The 1,290-nt window shown below is 67.7% G+C and carries 1 protein-coding gene; it reads right to left on the bottom strand.

Annotated features, from left to right (window positions below; genetic code table 11):
• A partial coding sequence (locus ACZ6SD_RS32910) for a dolichyl-phosphate-mannose--protein mannosyltransferase (protein ID WP_465320933.1) occupies positions 1-1,290 on the bottom strand: 1,290 nt, incomplete at its 5' end.

Below are 1,290 nucleotides of genomic sequence, written 5' to 3'. Positions count from 1 at the left end.
TCAGCGCCAGGAGGGGAGCCAGAGTTCGGCCTGCCAGCGCCATTCGGTGATGGAGTCGCCGTTGAGGATGGGCCAGAGCCAGACGAAGTTGGCCACGACCAACCCCACATACAACGCGACCACCAGAAGCCCGTTCCGCCGCCGCTCCGGGCCCATGTCCCGGGTCCCGAGGAAATGCCCCAACCCCAACACGATCCCCAACACCAGAAACGGCGCCATCGGAGTCGCGTAGAAGAAATACATCTGCCGGTCCAGATTCACAAACCACGGCAGCAACCCCGCCAGATACCCCGTGACCACCGCGGCGTAACGCCAGTCCCGATGCGCACCCATCCGCCACAGCCCCCACCCCAGCATCACCGGCGCCAACCACCACAACGCCGGGGTCCCGATCAGCATCGTCGCCGACACACACCGCGTCTGCCCACACCCCGCGGTCGACCCGTCGTAGTAATACAACATCGGCCGCAACCCCATCGGCCACGCCCACGGCTTCGACTCCCACGGATGCTGCGAATCCGGCTTCGTCACCAACTCCGAATGGAACCGCAACACATGCTCGCTATACGTGAACAAAGAACCGAGTGCCCCCCGCACCACCGACACCGGGTCACCCCCGGTGCTGGCGACCAGGTGCCGGTCCAAACCGGTCTCACTGCCGAACCACGCCCACCACGTCGACAGATACGCCAACACCACCACACCCACGAACACCCACACCGCAGGCACGGTGTCCCGCAACAACGTCCCCCACCACGGGCGCACCACCCCCGCCGCCCGCCGCGCCGTCACATCGAACAACACCGTGAGCAGGGCGAACGCGGCCACGAAATACAGCCCCGACCACTTCACCCCGCACGCCAACCCCAACAACACCCCGGCGCCCAGCCGCCACCACCGCACCCCCAACCGCGGCCCATAACGCGACTCCGACACCCACCCCTCGGTGACCGCGACCGCGAGGCGGGCGCGGACCAGGTCCCGGTCGGCCAGCACACACGCGAACGCCCCCACCACCAGTGCGGCCAGGAACGCGTCCAGCATCCCCATCCGCGACTGGACATGCGCCACACCGTCGGCGATCAGCAGCACCCCCGCCACCGCCCCCAACAGCGTGGACCGGGTCAGGCGGCGGGCGATCCGCACCACCAACACCACCATCACCACACCAGCCACCGCCGCGGAGAACCGCCACCCCCACCCCGTGTAGCCGAACAGCCACTCACCCACCGCGATCAACGACTTGCCCAACGGCGGATGCACCGTCAACTCATAACCGGCGTTGTCCTC

Source organism: Actinokineospora sp. NPDC051303 (assembly GCF_055586285.1).
The sequence above is the reverse complement of the archived record's forward strand: the minus strand, read 5'-3'. Positions and strand labels throughout refer to the sequence as shown.